Source organism: Nocardioides sp. SLBN-35 (genome assembly GCF_006715725.1).
Taxonomy (GTDB): domain Bacteria; phylum Actinomycetota; class Actinomycetes; order Propionibacteriales; family Nocardioidaceae; genus Nocardioides.
In genome coordinates, this window is the sequence record NZ_VFNU01000001.1 from 640,874 (window position 1) to 655,762 (window position 14,889).

General features: G+C 72.5%; 17 protein-coding genes. 7 read left to right on the top strand and 10 right to left on the bottom strand.

What is annotated here, in order from left to right:
- Positions 1–22 precede the first annotated feature (22 nt).
- Both FBY23_RS03175 and FBY23_RS03180 read left to right on the top strand, forming a co-directional pair.
- Positions 23–1,723, top strand: a complete 1,701-nt coding sequence (locus FBY23_RS03175) for an ABC-F family ATP-binding cassette domain-containing protein (protein ID WP_141796820.1) — start codon at positions 23–25, stop codon at positions 1,721–1,723.
- Positions 1,720–3,177, top strand: coding sequence for a DHA2 family efflux MFS transporter permease subunit (locus FBY23_RS03180; protein ID WP_141796821.1), 1,458 nt, complete (start codon positions 1,720–1,722; stop codon positions 3,175–3,177). Before FBY23_RS03175 ends, FBY23_RS03180 begins: the two co-directional genes overlap by 4 nt.
- Here the strand turns inward: FBY23_RS03180 and FBY23_RS03185 are convergent.
- The 5 genes from FBY23_RS03185 to FBY23_RS03205 are packed head-to-tail and all read right to left on the bottom strand — an operon-like array spanning position 3,080 to position 7,907.
- Positions 3,080–4,660, bottom strand: coding sequence for an NAD(P)/FAD-dependent oxidoreductase (locus FBY23_RS03185; RefSeq protein ID WP_141796822.1), 1,581 nt, complete (start codon positions 4,658–4,660; stop codon positions 3,080–3,082). The two genes, FBY23_RS03180 and FBY23_RS03185, sit on opposite strands and share 98 nt — an antisense overlap.
- Positions 4,657–5,133 carry an FAD-dependent oxidoreductase gene (locus FBY23_RS03190; RefSeq protein WP_141796823.1) on the bottom strand — a complete coding sequence of 159 codons (477 nt, stop codon included), beginning with the start codon at positions 5,131–5,133 and terminating at the stop codon, positions 4,657–4,659. Before FBY23_RS03190 ends, FBY23_RS03185 begins: the two co-directional genes overlap by 4 nt.
- The gene (locus FBY23_RS03195; protein ID WP_141796824.1) at positions 5,130–6,062 is read right to left on the bottom strand and encodes a ferritin-like domain-containing protein; all 933 of its coding nucleotides are present in this window, start codon (positions 6,060–6,062) and stop codon (positions 5,130–5,132) included. The genes FBY23_RS03190 and FBY23_RS03195 overlap by 4 nt, the downstream gene beginning before the upstream one ends.
- Positions 6,059–6,895: an SDR family oxidoreductase gene (locus FBY23_RS03200; protein ID WP_141796825.1), complete on the bottom strand. Its 837-nt coding sequence runs from the start codon at positions 6,893–6,895 to the stop codon at positions 6,059–6,061. The genes FBY23_RS03195 and FBY23_RS03200 overlap by 4 nt, the downstream gene beginning before the upstream one ends.
- A 1-nt stretch (position 6,896) precedes the next feature.
- A complete protein-coding gene (locus FBY23_RS03205; RefSeq protein WP_141796826.1) occupies positions 6,897–7,907 on the bottom strand; it encodes an alpha/beta hydrolase in 1,011 nt (336 codons plus the stop codon).
- Positions 7,908–7,952: 45 nt separating this feature from the next.
- Between FBY23_RS03205 and FBY23_RS03210 the strand changes: the two genes are divergently transcribed.
- Both FBY23_RS03210 and FBY23_RS03215 read left to right on the top strand, forming a co-directional pair.
- Positions 7,953–8,603 (top strand): TetR/AcrR family transcriptional regulator, encoded by a 651-nt coding sequence (locus FBY23_RS03210; protein WP_141796827.1) that lies wholly within the window; start codon positions 7,953–7,955, stop codon positions 8,601–8,603.
- A gap of 125 nt (positions 8,604–8,728) precedes the next feature.
- Positions 8,729–9,166 (top strand): DoxX family protein, encoded by a 438-nt coding sequence (locus tag FBY23_RS03215; RefSeq protein WP_141796828.1) that lies wholly within the window; start codon positions 8,729–8,731, stop codon positions 9,164–9,166.
- Here the strand turns inward: FBY23_RS03215 and FBY23_RS03220 are convergent.
- Positions 9,123–9,908, bottom strand: a complete 786-nt coding sequence (locus tag FBY23_RS03220; protein ID WP_141796829.1) for a putative protein N(5)-glutamine methyltransferase — start codon at positions 9,906–9,908, stop codon at positions 9,123–9,125. The genes FBY23_RS03215 and FBY23_RS03220 overlap by 44 nt on opposite strands.
- 12 nt (positions 9,909–9,920) lie before the next feature.
- Complete coding sequence (locus FBY23_RS03225; protein WP_141796830.1) at positions 9,921–10,148, bottom strand: PspC domain-containing protein; 228 nt, start codon at positions 10,146–10,148, stop codon at positions 9,921–9,923.
- 108 nt (positions 10,149–10,256) lie between these two features.
- Here FBY23_RS03225 and FBY23_RS03230 point away from each other — a divergent pair, with 108 nt between their 5' ends.
- Complete coding sequence (locus FBY23_RS03230) at positions 10,257–11,063, top strand: glycerophosphodiester phosphodiesterase family protein (protein WP_186348216.1); 807 nt, start codon at positions 10,257–10,259, stop codon at positions 11,061–11,063.
- Between the two features lie 10 nt (positions 11,064–11,073).
- Positions 11,074–12,009: a DUF5926 family protein gene (locus FBY23_RS03235; protein ID WP_141796831.1), complete on the top strand. Its 936-nt coding sequence runs from the start codon at positions 11,074–11,076 to the stop codon at positions 12,007–12,009.
- Here FBY23_RS03235 and FBY23_RS03240 read toward each other — a convergent pair.
- The 3 genes from FBY23_RS03240 to FBY23_RS03250 form a co-directional block, all read right to left on the bottom strand.
- Complete coding sequence (locus FBY23_RS03240) at positions 12,006–13,016, bottom strand: adenylate/guanylate cyclase domain-containing protein (RefSeq protein WP_141796832.1); 1,011 nt, start codon at positions 13,014–13,016, stop codon at positions 12,006–12,008. The genes FBY23_RS03235 and FBY23_RS03240 overlap by 4 nt on opposite strands.
- 10 nt (positions 13,017–13,026) lie before the next feature.
- Positions 13,027–13,398, bottom strand: a complete 372-nt coding sequence (locus FBY23_RS03245; protein WP_141796833.1) for a Crp/Fnr family transcriptional regulator — start codon at positions 13,396–13,398, stop codon at positions 13,027–13,029.
- A 170-nt stretch (positions 13,399–13,568) separates the two neighbouring features.
- On the bottom strand, positions 13,569–14,399 hold the full coding sequence (locus FBY23_RS03250) for a prephenate dehydratase (RefSeq protein WP_141796834.1): 831 nt from the start codon (positions 14,397–14,399) through the stop codon (positions 13,569–13,571).
- 64 nt (positions 14,400–14,463) lie between these two features.
- Here FBY23_RS03250 and FBY23_RS03255 point away from each other — a divergent pair, with 64 nt between their 5' ends.
- Complete coding sequence (locus FBY23_RS03255) at positions 14,464–14,862, top strand: DUF4446 family protein (protein ID WP_141796835.1); 399 nt, start codon at positions 14,464–14,466, stop codon at positions 14,860–14,862.
- The last annotated feature ends 27 nt before the right edge of the window (positions 14,863–14,889 follow it).

The window sequence follows — 14,889 nt, forward strand, 5'->3', positions numbered from 1 at the left end:
CCCGTCACCGATCGGATCAGCCATGTCAGCACCCACCACCGCCTCCCTCGGCCCGCTCGTCGTCCGCGACCTCACGGTCGCCTTCGGTCGTCGTACCGTCCTCGACGGGATCGACCTGGTCGCCCAGCCCGGCCGCCGGATCGGCCTGATCGGCGAGAACGGCGCGGGGAAGTCGACGCTGCTGCGCGCGGTCACCGGCGGCCTGCCGGACAGCGCGCAGGTGAGCGGCACCATCGAGCGGCCCGCCGACCTGGCGTTCCTCACGCAGGAACCGCCGTTCCGCGACGACGACTCGGTCGCCGACGTGCTGGCGACAGCGCTGCGGCCGCTGCGCGACGCGGTCGCAGCGGTGGAGGGACTGGCCGACAGGCTCGACGACCCGGCGGTCGCCGAGGAGTACGCCGCCGCGCTCGACCTCGCCCTGGCCCACGACGCCTGGGACGCCGACCGGCGGGCACTGCTGGCCGCCGAGCAGCTCGGGCTCGACCACCTCGCGCAGGACCGGCGGGTCGGCAGCCTGTCCGGCGGCCAGCGCACCCGGCTGGCGCTGGCGACGCTGATGACCCGGCGCCCACAGTGCCTGCTGCTCGACGAGCCGACCAACCACCTCGACGACGAGGCTGTCGCGCTGCTCGTCGCGTTCCTGCGCGACCTTCCGGGCGTCGTCGTGCTCACCAGCCACGACCGGGTGCTGCTCGACGAGGTCTGCACCGACCTGGTCGACCTCGACCCGGTGGGGATGGGGACCGACGGTCGCGGCGGGAGGCGGTACGGCGGCGGGTGGACGGCGTACGCCGAGGCTCGGGCCGCCGCCCGGCGCCGATGGGAGGAGACCTTCGCCGCCCAGCAGGAGGAGCTCGAGCGGCTGCGCGAGGCGGCGCGGATCGACAAGTCCGCTGTCGCACCGGGCCGCGGGCCGCGCGACAACGACAAGTTCATCCACGCGTTCAAGGGCGCGAACGTCGACCGCGCGCTCGCCCGGCGCAAGCGTGACGCGGAGCGACGGCTGGAGGAGGCGGAGCGCTCCCAGGTGCGCAAGCCGCCCGCTCCGCTGCGGCTCGCGACCGGCCTGACGGGCTCCGCACCGAGCGGAGGAAGGGCGGTCACCGTCCGCGACCTCACCGTCGAGGGGCGGCTGCGGCTGCCCGTCCTCGACCTCGACAGCGGCGCGCACCTGTTGGTGACCGGCGCCAACGGCACCGGCAAGTCGACCCTGCTCGGCGTCCTGTCCGGCCGGATCGTGCCGACGAGCGGGGCGGTCCAGGTCGGTGCGCAGCGGGTCGCCGAGCTCACCCAGGACCCGCTCTTCGCCGACCTCACGGCCACCGCGCAGGCGACGTACGACGCCGCGGTCGGGCCCGACCTCGCCGTACGCCGGCCGCTGCGCAGCCTCGGCCTGCTGCACCCGCGCGAGCACACCAAGCCCGTCGTGCTGCTGTCCGTCGGCCAGCGCCGCCGGCTCTCGCTGGCGATCGCGGTCGCCACCGAGCCGGACCTGCTGCTGCTCGACGAGCCCACCAACCATCTCTCGCTCGCCCTCGTCACCGAGCTCGAGGAGGCGATCGGCGCCAGTCCCGGCGCGGTGGTCGTCGCCTCGCACGACCGTTGGCTGCGGCGGCGGTGGGAGGGCGAGGAGGTATGCCTCCCCGCCGTCGGCGGAGAGGCGTACCTTCGACGAGAGACCACCACCCGACCCGTCGACAGCTCGGAAGGAACCCGATGACCAGCGCCCCCACGCCCATCGACGACGACGACAAGATCACCGGTGACATCCTCAAGGTCGCCGGTGTCGTCGTGCTCGGCTCGATCATGGCGATCCTCGACACCACGGTGGTCAACGTCGCACTGCCGACGTTCATGGCCGAGTTCCGGGTCAACACCTACTCCACGGTCGCGTGGACCATCACCGGCTACACGCTCGCGCTGGCCGCCGTCATCCCCGCGACCGGCTGGGCCGCCGACCGGTTCGGCACGAAGCGGCTCTACCTCACCGCGCTGGCGCTCTTCACGCTCGGGTCGGTGCTGTGCGCGACCGCGTGGAGCATCGAGACACTGATCCTGTTCCGGGTGCTGCAGGGCCTCGGCGGCGGCATGCTGATGCCGCTGGGCATGACGATCATGACCAAGGCCGCCGGGCCGCACCGGATCGGCCGGTTGATGGCGATCCTCGGCATCCCGATGCTCCTCGGCCCGATCCTCGGCCCGATCATCGGCGGCTGGTTGATCGACTCCGCCTCGTGGCACTGGATCTTCCTGATCAACCTGCCGCTCGGCATCGCCGCGCTGATCTACGGCGTCCTCGCCCTGCCCGCCGACAACCCGGAGCCCAGCGAGACCTTCGACGTCGTCGGCATGGCCCTGATGTCCCCGGGCCTCGCGCTGTTCCTCTACGGCGTCTCGTCGATCCCCGGCGAGGGCACCGTCGCCGCGACCAAGGTGCTGGTCCCCGGTCTCGCGGGCCTGGCGCTGATGGTCGGGTTCGTCGCCTGGGCGTTCCGCCCCGAGCACCCGCTGCTCGACCTGCGCCTGTTCAAGGACCGCAACCTGACCGTCGCGACGATCGTGATGTTCCTGTTCGCGGGCTCGTTCTTCGGTGCGCTGCTGCTCGTGCCGACGTACTTCCAGGAGATCCGCGGCGAGAGCGTGCTCAAGGCCGGCCTGCTCGTCGCGCCGCAGGGCCTCGGCGCGATGCTGACCATGCCGATCGCCGGTGCGCTGGCCGACAAGATCCCGGTCGGGCGGATCGTGCCGTTCGGGTTCGCGGGGATCATCATCGGCGTCGGCGGGCTCGCGTTCAGCACCGACCCGAGCACGTCCTACGCGCAGATCATCGCGTTCCTGTTCGTGATGGGCCTTGGCATGGGCGGCACGATGATGCCGGTCTTCACCTCGGCGCTGAAGACGCTGCGCGACCACCAGGTCGCCCGCGGCTCGACGCTGATCAACGTGCTGCAGCAGGTCGCCGCCTCGGTCGGCGTCGCGGTGATGTCGGTGGTGCTGACCAACCAGCAGAAGAGCGGCGTGGACCCGTCCGAGGCGTTCCGGGCGCCGTACCTCGTCGCCACGGTCGCCCTGATCCTCACCCTGGTCCCGGTCGCGTTCCTGCCGCGCCGGCGCGAGGAGTCCCATCTCCTCGACGACGAGGAGGGGCCGCGGGACCCGGTCGTGCTCCACTGAACGTGTAGGCGTCGAGGGGATACCTCCGCGCCGCCCACATGGTCTCCAGGGTCGTCGCGGGCCGGAACGGCACGTCGCCGTGGGCGTCGAAGTAGTAGCTGTTCGCTAGCCCGCACGACTCCTGGAAGAAGACCTGGTGGCGCCGCCGCCCCAGCGCGGCGGCGAGGTAGGACGCGTTGGCCTCCGGCGTCACCTCGACCCGGGTCGCACCGAGCTTCCGGGCGTGGCGCAGCGCCCGCACGATGTGGGCGCTCTGGGTCTCGATCAGGTTGAAGTACGACGACCCGTTGTAGCCGTAGGGGCCGAGGATGGTGAAGAAGTTCGGGAAACCGGGCACGCTCACCCCCTGGTAGGCCTGGAAGCGGTTCTCGTCCCACCACTTCTCCAGGTCGAGCCCGTCGGCGCCGCGGACGGTGAACGGGGGCATGTTGCCCTGCTCGAACACCTTGAAGCCGGTCGCCAGCACCAGCACGTCGACCTCGTGCTCGACCCCGTCGACGGTCCGGATGCCGCCCGGCGTGACGGTGGCGATGCCGGACGTCTCCAGGGTGACGTTCGTGCGGTTGAAGGTCGGCAGGTACGCGTTGGAGAAGCTCGGCCGCTTGCAGCCGAGCGCGTACGCCGGCGTCAGCTTCGCCCGCGTGCCGGGATCGCGGACCGCCTGGCGCAGGTAGGCGTGGCCGAGGCGCTCGCCCACGGCCGCCACCGGCACCAGCCCGGCGAAGTGCGCGGCGACCGGAAAGGTCGCCTCCACGAAGGTCTGGCTCGCCAGCCGGCTCACCCGGCGAGCGCCCGGAACCAGGCGCAGCGCCGCGCGGGCCGCCCCGGGCAGGGGCACGTCCGGCTTGGGCAGGCACCAGATGGGAGTGCGCTGGAAGACGGTCAGCTGGCGCGCCTGCGCCGCGACGTGCGGGATCGCCTGGACCGCGGAGGCGCCGGTGCCGACGACCGCGACCCGCTTGCCGGCGAGGTCGACGGCGTGGTCCCAGCGGGCGGTGTGCATGACGGTGCCCGCGAAATCGGGCAGTCCATCGATGTCGGGCAGCTTCGGCTGGGTGAGCACCCCGGTCGCGCCGACGACGTACCGCGCCGTGAGCGGCTCGGCTCCGTCGAGGTCCAGGCGCCAGAGCCGGGCCTCGTCGTCGAAGGTCGCGGCCGTGACCGTGGTCCGCAACCGGGTGCGGCGGCGTACGTCGTACTTGTCGACGCAGTGCTCGGCGTACGCCTTCAACTCCCGGCCGGGCGCGTACACCCGCGACCAGCCGGTGACCTGCTCGAACGAGAACTGGTAGCTGAACGACGGGATGTCGACCGCGACGCCGGGATAGGTGTTCCAGTGCCAGGCGCCGCCGAGGCCGTCGCCGGCCTCGAGCAGCAGGTAGTCGTCGAAGCCCGCGCGGGACAGCAGGATGGCGGCGCCGATGCCGGAGAAGCCGCCACCGACGATCACCACCTCGTGGTCGGGCCGGTCGGTCCGGGTCATGCGCTGAGGTCCTCTCGGTGGGCGGCGGAGGTGCCGAGGATGATGCAGTCGACGTGGTGCTCGATGCCCTCCGCGCTGCGGACGCCGCCGGGCACCAGCGCGTAGACGGGCCACGAGATCAAGGTGCAGTGGGGTTCCTGCAGGGCCGCGTAGTAGCGGCCGTCGACCCGGGGCCGGTGTCGGTTGAACCGGGCGTCGGGGGTGAGCCGTCGTCGCGTCCACGGATCGCGGACGGCGAGCCGCAGGCCGACCCGCGCCGCCGGGCGGGCGAGCAGGCGCGGCAAGGGGAGGGGCAGCGGCAGCAGCCAGTCCGGCTCCTCCTGGAACACCTTGACCGCGCGGGCGGTTCGCATCACCTCGGGCACGATCACCGCCGCCTCGCGCCCCGGCGCGATCACCGCCACCGAGCGGCCGGTGAACGCGCGACCGCGCCACTGCTGGCCGCGCAGCAGCTCGCCGTCGTACCCGCTCACGACGCCACCGGCTCGTGGGTCAGCTCGTCCACCCAGGCCTGCGGTCGGCCGAGCACCTTGGCCGGGACGAGGGATGTCAGCCGGACCATCGGGTCCGCGAGCAGCCGGTGGTACGGCGAGGTGCGGTCGACGACCATCGCGGCCTGGGCCTTGAGCACGTGGTACGCCGGGATCCGGCTCGTGTGCGCGCCGCGTGAGCCGATCGTGGCGAACCTCCTCACCGCGTTGTAGAGCTTCTGCTCCGGCAGCCCCATCGCCACGATGTTGTCGCGCATCTTGTTGATCAGCGGCGTGAACACCACGATCAGCCCGAGCACGACCTGGGGCTGCAGCAGCGCTATCGACTCGATGAGCAGCTTGTGCAGCGGTCCCGCGCCGATCAGCTCCAGCACCTGGAAGTCGACGGTGATGTGCCGCGCCTCGTCGGAGTTGATGTGCCGGAACACCTCGTGACAGACGGGGTCGTGCACCTCGTCGAGCAGGAACTTCACCAGCGCACCGTCCAGCGCGCACTCCAACAGCGGGATCAGCGTCGCGAGGCCGGTGAGCGGCAGTGTGTCGCCGTAGTCGTCGAGCACCTTGATGGCCAGCTTCACGTTGATGTTCGGCTCGGGCGCGTTGCCGTCCTCGTCGAGCATGCCCCACCGCTTCATCAGGGCCAGCTCGGCGTTGGCGTGCTTCTGCTCCTCGGCGTGGAAGTACTCGTAGATCCGCTGGATCGTGGGCGTCGGTGCCTTCTTCGCCAGTGACGCGAAGCCGCGGGCGCCGACGTGCTCGATCCAGACCAGGTCGGCCATGAACGGCTTCATCTTCGCGCGCACCTCGTCGGTGACGAGCTCGGCGCCGGGCGCGTCCCAGTCGATGTCGGCCAGGGACCACTGCTTGTCCTTGATGGTCTGCAGCATCGCCTCGAAGTCGTAGGTGGTCATCGGTGAGCGCCTTCCTCGTCGGGGACGAAGCGGCCGAGCAGCCCGGCCGCGCGGGTGTAGGGGGCGGGGAGCAGGCGTTTGGTGCGCCAGAGCAGCTGGGCGTCGAGCTGAGGTACGACGTACAGGCGGCCCTTGTCGTGGGCGTCGAGGGTGGTGCGGGCGACCCGGTCGGCCGAGAAGCCGGCGATCCCCGCGATGCGACGCGCCAGCCCGGCCGCGCCGGGGTCGATCAGCTCGCCGTCGAAGATGTTGGTCTTCACGAAGGTCGGGCAGAGCACGGTGACCGTGATACCGGTGCCGGCCAGCTCGGCCGCGAGGGTCTCGGACAGGCTGACCACGCCGGCCTTGCTGACGTTGTAGGCCCCCATCCGCGGTGCGGCGGTGAAGCCCGCGGCGGAGGCGACGTTGATCACGCCGCCGCCCCGGCCAGCCGCGCGCAGGGTCGGCACGAACACGTGGCAGCCGTGGATGACGCCCCACAGGTTCACACCGAGGGTGCGTTGCCAGTCGGCGAGCGGCGCGTCGCCGACGACCTTCCCGCCGGCGCCGATGCCGGCGTTGTTGAGGACGAGGCGGGGTGCGCCGTCGAACCAGTCGAGCGCCGTGTCGTGCAGGGCCTGGACCTGGGCCAGGTCGGCGACGTCGCACGCCACGGCGATCGCCGTACCGCCGACGGCCTCGATGGCGGTGACGGTGTCCTTCGTGGCGGTCTCGTCGAGGTCCGCGCAGACCACGCGCCCGCCACGCCGGGCCAACTCGCGGGCGAAGGCGCGGCCGATGCCGCTGCCCGCTCCGGTGACGACCGCGTCGGCGTCCTTCGTGCGACGTGCCATGTCAGGCCTCCTTGACGGGGTGGACCAGGGTCAGGGCGCTGCGGCGGCGCTGGACCTCGAGCTGCTCGTCGACGAAGTCCGCCGCGACGTCGAGCGCGCGGTCGGCCTCGGGCACGACCCGCGGCAGCGCCTGGAAGACGTGCATCTGGTCCGGCCACACCTCGAGCCGGCACTCGGCGCCGCTGGACGACAGGCCGCGGGCGAGCTCGATCGCGTCGGCGGCGAGCATCTCGGCACCGCCGGCCTGCACGAGGGTCGGCGGGAAGCGATCGGCGCCGTCGAAGGTGAAGGAGAGCCGGGCGGCCCTCGGGTCGTGCCCGGCGACGTACAGGTCGAGCATCCGGGCCGCCCTCGACGCCGAGATCATCGGGTCCGGGCGCATCCGCTCGCGGGCCGCGGCCAGTGACATCGACAGGTCGAGGACCGGTGAGAACGCGACCAGCGCCGCCGGCGAGGTCCGGCCCTCGCGGATCAGCTCCAGGGCGAGGTCGACGGCGAGGTGGCCGCCGGCGGAGTCCCCGGCGAGCACGATCCGGGCGGGGTCGTGGCCCTCGCCGATCAGCCACTCGTACGCCGCCCGCACGTCGTCGGCCGCGCTGGGGAAGCGGTGCGAGGGCGCCAGCCGGTAGTCACAGGCGAACACCGGAAGCCCGGTGCGCGCCGACAGTCGCGAGGTCAGGCCGCGGTGGGTCCGCGACGAGCAGATCGTGTACGCACTGCCGTGGACGTAGAGCACGACCGCGTCGTCCCGCTCGGCGCCGGGGCCGCGCACCCACTCGCCGCGTGGCGTGGGGCCGGAGGTCGCCGGCCGCTCGACCCGGACCACGCGGCTGCCGCGCAACGGTGGGCCGAAGACTGCGAGGCTGCCGGCGACCAGCCCACGCGAGAACCGGATGCCCGCCCGGTTGAGCGGGACGACCGCGGTGAGCGGGCGCAGGGTCCGTGCCGTGACGGCCGCGGCAGCGCGGCTGCGCACCGAGCCGCGGACCTGGGCCGCTTTCTGAAGGCGCATGCCCTCACATTGCATTCTGAGGGCGGGTGCCGTCAAGATGTTGGGGTGGACACAGCAGCGCAGGCCACTCGTCGCCGGTACGGCGGCAAGTCGGCCGACGAGCGCCGTGCGGAGCGTCGTACCGCCCTGGTCGCGGCTGCGCTGGAGATCTGGCAGGAGAGCGGCTGGGCCGCGGTGACCATGCGCGGGGTGTGCGCGCGGGCGAGCCTGACGGACCGGTACTTCTACGAGAGCTTCGCCGACCGTGACGCGCTCCTCGCGGCGCTGTGGGACCAGGTCCGGGACGAGACGCTGGCGATGCTGCTGGCCAGCATCGTGCCGCACGCCGACGACGACCCGCTGGTCCAGCTCCGCGCCGCGCTGTTCGCCGTCGTCCACCACATCGGGGATGAGCCGCAGCGGGCGCAGATCATCTTCGGCGACCACGCGGGCAGCGCCGTGCTCGAGCAGCGGCGCCGTGAGACCATCCAGCTGGCGGTCGACCTGCTGATCGACCTGGCTCGTCCCTACCTCCGCGCCGACGCCGACGAGACCGGCCTGCGGATCAGCGTGCTGCTCGGCATCGGCGGGTTCGTCGAGACCGTCTTGGCCTGGCAGTCCGGACTGGTCGAGGTCGACGCCGACGAGCTGGTCGAGCACCTCACCGCGGTCGGTGCGGCGATGGCGCCGCGCTTCCTGCGCGACGACGCGCTGTAGGCCGTCTCCGCGCCCGGATTCTCAGGGTTCTCTGGGGCTGGGCGAGGGGATGCGTCCAGGTTCGGTTGATGAGGTTGACACAGCAACCGTTCTCGGACCGGGCCGTGGGCTCGGAAAGGTGTGTCATGAACCGTCTCCTCCGCCCCCTCCCTGCGTCCGGCCAGCACCTGGCGCTCCTCGTGGCGCGCGTCCTCGTGGGCGTCGTCCTGGTCGCCCACGGCTGGCAGAAGCTCGACGAGTACACGCTCGACGGCACCGCCGCGAGCTTCGAGGAGATGGGGGTGCCGGCCGCGCGCGCGGCGGCGACGTTCGCCGCGTTCGCCGAGCTCGGCGGCGGCGCACTGCTCATCGTCGGCCTGCTCACCCCGGTGGCCGCGCTGCTGGTCGCCCTGAACATGGCCGGCGCCTGGTATTACGGCCACCGCGGGACCGGCATCTTCGTGGCCGAGGGCGGCGGGGAGCTGGTGATGGTGATCGGGGCTGTGGTGCTGGCGATCGCGGCGACCGGTGCGGGCCGGTTCAGCCTCGACGCGATCCTGCAGCGCCGGGCCACCGCCCGCTGACGGCGGTCGTCTCGCGGTCGTCGTCGTGGTGGACCTCGGCGACCAGGCTCGCGGCGGTGAACGCGACGGTCGCGGCGGCGGCCTGGTCCTGAGAGACCTCGCAGAACAGCACCCCGCCCGGTCGTAGCCAGGTGGGCGCGAGGGCGGCGACCCGGCGGAGCAGGTCGAGGCCGTCGGCGCCGCCGTCGACGGTGCCTCGCGGCTCGTGGTCGCGGGACTCGGGCGGCATCAGGGCCACGGCGGCGCTCGGCACGTAGGGGACGTTCGCGACGATCACCGCCGCACTCCGTTCCAGGGACGGCGGCAGCGCGGCCGTCAGGTCGCCGGCGACGGCGGACCCGCCGACCGGCGCCAGGTTGCGGGCCGCGCATGCGACGGCCACGGGGTCGATGTCGGACGCGCGCACGCTGATGCCGGGGACCCGGCGCGCCAGCGCGAGCCCGAGGGCTCCGCTTCCGCAGCACAGGTCGAGCACGGTGTCGCCGGGTCTCAGCAGCGGCGCCGCCAGCTCGACGAGGTACGCCGTGCGCTGGCGCGGGACGAACACGCCCGGCTCCACCGCCACCCGGCCACCGTCGAAGCCGACCCAGCCGACGACGTGCTCGAGGGGGTCGCCGGCGACGCGGCGGGCGAGCATCTCCTCGAGGTGCGCCGGCGAGGTCGCCGACGAGGTCAGCACCTCGGCCTCCTCCTCGGCGAACACGCAGCCCGCCGCACGGAGCCGGGAGACGAGGTCGGTCACCCGCACAGGGTGTCAGCCGCGCGGCATCAGCCACCAGCCGGCGAGGTACACGAGGAGCGCGGCGCCGCCGGTGAAGACGGTCACGGCGACCATCAGCAGCCGGACGACGGTCACGTCGACGTTGAGGTGCGCGGCGAGCCCGGAGCAGACGCCCGCGATCATCTTGTCGTGCTCGCGGCGGGTCAGCCGCCGGGGCGTGACGGGGTTCTGGGGGCTGGAGTAGGTGTCGTAGTTGCTCATGCCCCAACGGTGCCTCGTCGCCCGCCGCGACACATCGGGGAACGACCCCGGTCCGACCCGGATCCGACCCTGAGACCCCTGGGTCGGCGGACCTGCCACAATCGACCCGTGCCCACCGTACGACCCCAGGTGGTCGCCCACCGCGGCGCCAGTCACGAGCTCGCCGAGCACACCCTGGGCGCCTACCTCGAGGCCCTCGACACCGGCGCCGGCGGACTCGAGTGCGATGTCCGGCTCACCGCGGACGGGCACCTCGTCTGCGTGCACGACCGCGACCTGCGTCGTACCGCCGCCACCAAGGGCATCGTGTCGACGATGGACCTCGCGGACCTCTCCGAGCTCGACTTCGCGGCCTGGAAGAACCCGTGGGCCGATCTCGACGACGAGGCGCCCGACGAGGACCAGGACCTGCGCGGCGTGCTCACCCTGCGCAAGCTGCTCGAGACCGTCGCCGACTACGACCGCCGGGTCGAGGTGGCGATCGAGACCAAGCACCCGACGAGGTACGGCGGCCTGGTCGAGAAGCGCCTGGTCGACATGCTGCGCGACTTCGGCTGGGACCAGGCCGGTGCTCCGGTCCGGGTGATGAGCTTCTCGTTCACCGCGCTGCAGCGCGTCGAGCGGCTGGCGCCGGAGATCCAGCTGGTCCAGCTGCTCGACAAGCCGAACTACTGGCCGATGCTGCGCCGGGTGATCGGCCGCGACTGGATCGTCGGCCCCGGCATCAAGATGCTGCGCGACCATCCCCGGGTCGGCGAGTCGATCGCCCGGTCGGGACGCGACATCCACGTGTGGACGGTCAACAAGGAGAAGGACCTCGACCGCTGCCTCGGCCTCGGCGTGAAGGCCGTGATCAGCGACCGGCCGCGGCTGATGCTCGACCTGCTGGAGCAGCGGTTCGGCCCTGCCGAGTAGGTTTCCGCGCATGGCGAAGAAGAACCGCACCAAGACCGCTGCCGAGACCCCTGCGGGCGAGGTCGGCCCCCGGCAGCCCTGCCCCTGCGGCTCCGGCAAGCGCTACAAGGCGTGCCACGGCGCGCCCGGCGGTGGCCAGGTCTTCGTCAAGCGCCCGTTCGAGGGTCTGCCGTCGGAGTGCGACATCGTCGCGCTGCGTGAGCTGGTGCCCGCCGCGACCGTGCCGCTGAGCCTGCAGGGCGAGTACGCGGACCGCGTGGTCAAGCTCTGCACGCTGCTGCCGATGGCGGCGCCCGCGCTGGTCCGCGACAGCGGCGAAGTGTGGCTCGGCCTGCAGGTCCAGCACAACTTCGGCGACCCGGCCCGCGACCTCGGCGCCGTTCTCATCGATGCCCTGGCCGCCGAGCCCGGCGCCGGCATGGTCGGCCTGACCGCGCCTCCGGGACCCGGCCCGCGGCTGCAGGACCTCGTCACCGGCGACGACCTCGCCGTCGAGGTGCACGAGGGCTTCGACTACTGGGTCTCCGACATGGACGCCAGCTCCGAGCTGGCCCAGGCGCTGGAGCAGGCCCAGGGTGCGGCGGCCCCGACCGCGCGGCTGACCGGCGTGAGCGCGGCGTACTGGACCCGGATGGGCGCCAAGGAGCACCTGCGCTGGGTGATGCCCGAGCCCGAGGACGCCCTCCTCGACGCCCTCGCCCGGCTGCACGTGTCCGGCGACGACGTGATCGTCCCGGACGCCCGCTTCGTCGGCATGTTCCGCGCGCACGGCCTGCTCGCCCCGGTCTGGGACCTGCCCGTCGGCACCGGCCCGGAGCCGCTTGAGGAGGCCGCCACGGCGTTCAAGGTCAAGCTCGACGCGGCCCTCGCCGACACCAGCGACCTCACCACCGAGCAGCGATCGGCCCGCAACGGCCTCGCCAACCGCCAGGTGACGATCCGCTAGCGGGCCTGCAGCGCCCAGACCTTGAGTCGCGAGTAGCCCTTCACCGAGACTCGCCGCAGCCGCCGGAAGCGGTAGGTGCCGGTGTGCTCGTCGGACTCGTCGTCCTCACGCCCGGTGAGCGCCTCGTAGGCGCCGAGGTCGACCAGCACCGAGCTGGGCCGGGCCACCGAGGTGAGCCGGGCGGCGATGTTGACGACGGGACCGAAGACGTCGCCGAGTCGGGTGACCACCTCGCCGTACGCGATGCCCGCGCGGACAGCGGGGAACGGGTCTTCCGGGTCGGCGCCACGGCGGGTGAGCTCGAGCGCGATGTCGGCCATCGCCTCGGGCGAGTCGGCGACGATGAGCAGCTCGTCGCCGATGTTCTTGATGATCCGGCCGCCGCGGTCGACGGTCAGCCCGAGCACGGTGGACTCGAAGGACTCCAGCCAGGTCACCAGCTCGCGGTCGCTGAGCGTGCGGGAGCGGGAGGTGTAGCCGACGATGTCGACGAAGCACACGGCGAGCATCGCGGTGGGGCCGGAGGTCTGCTCGGCCAGCAGGCGGGCGCTCGCGCTGAGCAGGTGGCGGCGCCACACGTAGCTCTGCAGCTCCTCCACCCGCGGCATCACCTCGTCGGAGACGGCGAGCAGCCCGGCGGTCGGGTCGGCGCCGGCGTCGGCCGCGACCGAGGCCAGCAGTGCGACCTGCCAGTCGGCGAGCCGGGCGAAGCTGCGGCCCCAGGTGCGGACCAGGCCGTCCTGCCGCTCCTGGCTGAGGATCCCGAGCCGGATCAGGTCGTGGGTCAGCTGCAGCGCCCGGACGTCGGCGGACGTGAACGCCGCCTCGTCGTCGGGCACGTGGGCGAAGCCCAGCAGGTGCCACAGCTCGTTGGCCGTCTCCAGCGGTACGCCGGCCCGCTCGGCCACCTGCTCCTGGGTGAGCCAGGGCGCCTCGCCGAGGAGGTGCTCCTCAAGCGCGCCGACGACCCCGCCGTCAGTGCCGGCGGGGCCCTCGGCCGTGCTCATCGGCGCTCGGTCAGGCGTCGCCGAGACGCGACTGGGCGACCTCGACGAGCGCCTGGTGGAACGCGGGCCACTCGGCGTCGAGCTCGCGCAGGGTGTCGTCGGTGAGGTGGATGGTGTCGAGCGGCGTGAGCGCCACGATGGTGGCGTTGCGCAGCTTGTGGCCGACGATCGCGGCCTCGCCGACGATGTCGCCGGCGCCGAGCTGGGCGATCTCGGCGCCGTCGCGGCGGACCGAGACGGTGCCGTCGAGAATGACGTAGGCCTTGTCGGCCGGGGTGTCCTCCCAGATCGGCGACCAGCCCTCAGGGAGCTTCACCCGCCGTCCGGTCGCGCTGATCCGCGCGATCTCCTGAGGCGAGAAGTGCTCGAAGAACGTTGCCATGCTGACCCTTTCGCTGTGCCCGACGCAGCGCGCCGGGCTCACCTTCTCTCTCCCCGACTGTCACCGCCGACCCTAGTGCGCCCGACGCCGGTGCGGGAGACACCTGTCACAACGTGTCCGGGACACTCGCGTTATCCCGGACATCCGACCGCGCACGGGGCCTGGTCGGCTCAGCTGCGGAACGGGTCGGCCGGGTAGACCCCGAGCACCTTGATGTCGGTGGTGAAGAAGGTCAGCTCCTCCAGCGCCCGCTTGAGGCCCGGGTCGTCGGGGTGCCCGTCGACCTCGGCGAGGAACTGCGTGGCGGCGAAGTGGCCGCCGACCATGTAGCTCTCCAGCTTGGTCATGTTGATGCCGTTGGTCGCGAACCCGCCGAGCGCCTTGTAGAGCGCCGAGGGCAGGTTGCGGACGTTGAAGACGAAGCTGGTGACGACCGGGCCGTTCCCCTGCGGCGCCATGACGTACTCGGGGGAGAGCAGCACGAAGCGGGTCGTGTTGTGGTCCTCGTCCTCGACGTCCTTGCGCAGGATCTCCAGGCCGTAGATCTCCGCGGCGAGCGGCGGCGCGATCGCGGCCTGGGTCGGGTCGCCGGCCTCGGCGATCTCGCGGGCGGCGCCGGCGGTGTCGCCGGAGATGATCGGGGTCAGCCCGAGGTCGCGGATCACCTTGCGGCACTGGCCCAGCGCGTGGACGTGGCTGTGCACGGTCCGCAGCGTGTCGGTGGACGCGCCCGGCACCACCATCAGGTGGAACTGGATGCGCAGGAAGTGCTCGGCGATGATGTGCAGCCCCGAGTCGGGCAGGAAGTGGTGGATGTCGGCGACCCGGCCCGCGATCGAGTTGTCGATCGGGATCAGCGCGAGGTCGCAGTCACCGCTGGCCACGGCCGCGAAGACGTCCTCGAAGGAAGCGCAGGCGACCGCTTCGGCGTCCGGGTAGTGCTGCTTGCACACGATGTGCGAGTTGGCGCCGGGTTCCCCCTGGTACGCGATACGGGCCATGCGGCAAGGGTAGTGGCGGCGCGTGGCCGCTCCCTGCCCCGTCTCGCCGACTACGGTCGCCCTCATGGCCGTCGTCCTCGCGCTCCTCGCCCTTCTCGTGGCCGCCGCCGCCCTCGCCGTGGCGCTCCGCAACGGTCGCGATCGTCGTACGACGGACGCCGACGACCTCCCCGCCGATGCCGCCGGGCTGCGCCGCGAGGTCGCCGCGCTGCGGGCCGAGGCGGTCGGCGCACTGCGCCACCTGGCCGTCGTCCGCTACGACGCCTTCGACGAGATGGGCGGGCGGCTGTCGTGGTCGCTCGCGCTGCTCGACGACGCCGGCGACGGGGTCGTGCTCACCTCGATCCGGGGCCGCAACGAGGCCCGCACCTACGCCAAGTCGGTCGCCGGCTGGAGCAGCGACCAGGAGCTGTCGCCCGAGGAGGCCGAGGCCGTCGCCCACGCGCGGCTGGCCCGGAGTTGACCGCGCCCCCTACGAATTGGTCGCAGA

Coding starts and splice junctions, on each gene's coding strand:
- FBY23_RS03175 (WP_141796820.1), top strand. CDS start 23: ATGTCAGCACCCACCACCGCCTCCCTCGGCCCGCTCGTCGTCCGCGAC.
- FBY23_RS03180 (WP_141796821.1), top strand. CDS start 1,720: ATGACCAGCGCCCCCACGCCCATCGACGACGACGACAAGATCACCGGT.
- FBY23_RS03185 (WP_141796822.1), bottom strand. CDS start 4,660: ATGACCCGGACCGACCGGCCCGACCACGAGGTGGTGATCGTCGGTGGC.
- FBY23_RS03195 (WP_141796824.1), bottom strand. CDS start 6,062: ATGACCACCTACGACTTCGAGGCGATGCTGCAGACCATCAAGGACAAG.
- FBY23_RS03200 (WP_141796825.1), bottom strand. CDS start 6,895: ATGGCACGTCGCACGAAGGACGCCGACGCGGTCGTCACCGGAGCGGGC.
- FBY23_RS03205 (WP_141796826.1), bottom strand. CDS start 7,907: ATGCGCCTTCAGAAAGCGGCCCAGGTCCGCGGCTCGGTGCGCAGCCGC.
- FBY23_RS03215 (WP_141796828.1), top strand. CDS start 8,729: ATGAACCGTCTCCTCCGCCCCCTCCCTGCGTCCGGCCAGCACCTGGCG.
- FBY23_RS03225 (WP_141796830.1), bottom strand. CDS start 10,148: ATGAGCAACTACGACACCTACTCCAGCCCCCAGAACCCCGTCACGCCC.
- FBY23_RS03235 (WP_141796831.1), top strand. CDS start 11,074: ATGGCGAAGAAGAACCGCACCAAGACCGCTGCCGAGACCCCTGCGGGC.
- FBY23_RS03240 (WP_141796832.1), bottom strand. CDS start 13,016: ATGAGCACGGCCGAGGGCCCCGCCGGCACTGACGGCGGGGTCGTCGGC.
- FBY23_RS03245 (WP_141796833.1), bottom strand. CDS start 13,398: ATGGCAACGTTCTTCGAGCACTTCTCGCCTCAGGAGATCGCGCGGATC.
- FBY23_RS03250 (WP_141796834.1), bottom strand. CDS start 14,399: ATGGCCCGTATCGCGTACCAGGGGGAACCCGGCGCCAACTCGCACATC.
- FBY23_RS03255 (WP_141796835.1), top strand. CDS start 14,464: ATGGCCGTCGTCCTCGCGCTCCTCGCCCTTCTCGTGGCCGCCGCCGCC.